The sequence below is a fragment of the Streptomyces sp. NRRL B-24572 genome, from assembly GCF_002156145.1.
Taxonomy (GTDB): Bacteria; Actinomycetota; Actinomycetes; order Streptomycetales; family Streptomycetaceae; genus Streptomyces; species Streptomyces vietnamensis.
Genome location: NZ_MWIG01001220.1, coordinates 1 through 723, shown reverse-complemented (window position 1 = coordinate 723; position 723 = coordinate 1). Strand labels below are relative to the sequence as shown.

Annotated in this window: 1 protein-coding gene; it reads right to left on the bottom strand. The window is 74.8% G+C overall.

The window, feature by feature from the left end; translation table 11 throughout:
• Nucleotides 1-723 (bottom strand): (Fe-S)-binding protein (locus CCN56_RS41425; protein WP_143664863.1); only part of this gene is annotated, 723 nt, incomplete at both ends.

Here is a 723-nt window from a genome sequence, read left to right as displayed (position 1 = left end):
CCCCTGGCCCTTCCCCCATCACGTCCAGCGTCCGCCGCATCACCTTCCTGGCCGCCCCCAGCTGCCCCGTCGACACGTACGTCAGCCCGCAGCACACCCTCCCCGGCGGCAGCTCCACCCCAAGGCCCGCGTCCTCCAGGACCCGGACCGCCGCCTCGCCCACCTCCGGTGCCAGGTGGTTCGTGAAGGTGTCCGGCCACAGGGTGAGCGCCGGCGGGCGGGTCGAGGCGCGCTGGGCGAACCAGTACGCGAAGGACCGTTCCGCCACCCTCGGCATCGTCCGCTCCGGCGTCACCCCCGCGAGCCGCGCCGCGAACGGCAGCCCCATCACCGCGTTGAGGCCCCGCCCGAAGTGCGCCAGCCACCCCGGGAGGCGGCCCATCGTCCAGTGCGAGCGGGGCCGCGCGAAGGGCCGTCGCGCGTAGTGCCGGTCCAGGAACTCCGCCTTGTACGCCGCCATGTCGACGCCCACCGGGCAGTCGCTCCGGCACCCCTTGCAGGACAGGCACAGGTCGAGGGCTTCCCTCACCTCCTCCGAGCGCCAGCCGTCCGTGATCACCTCGCCCAGCGCCATCTCGTGGAGCAGACGCGCCCGGCCCCGGGTGGAGTGCTTCTCCTCCCCCGTCGCCCGGTACGAGGGACACATCACCCCCGGCCCCGCGCTCGGCCCCTCCACCCGGCACTTCGCCACCCCCACGCACCGGGCGGCGGGGGAGGAGAAGC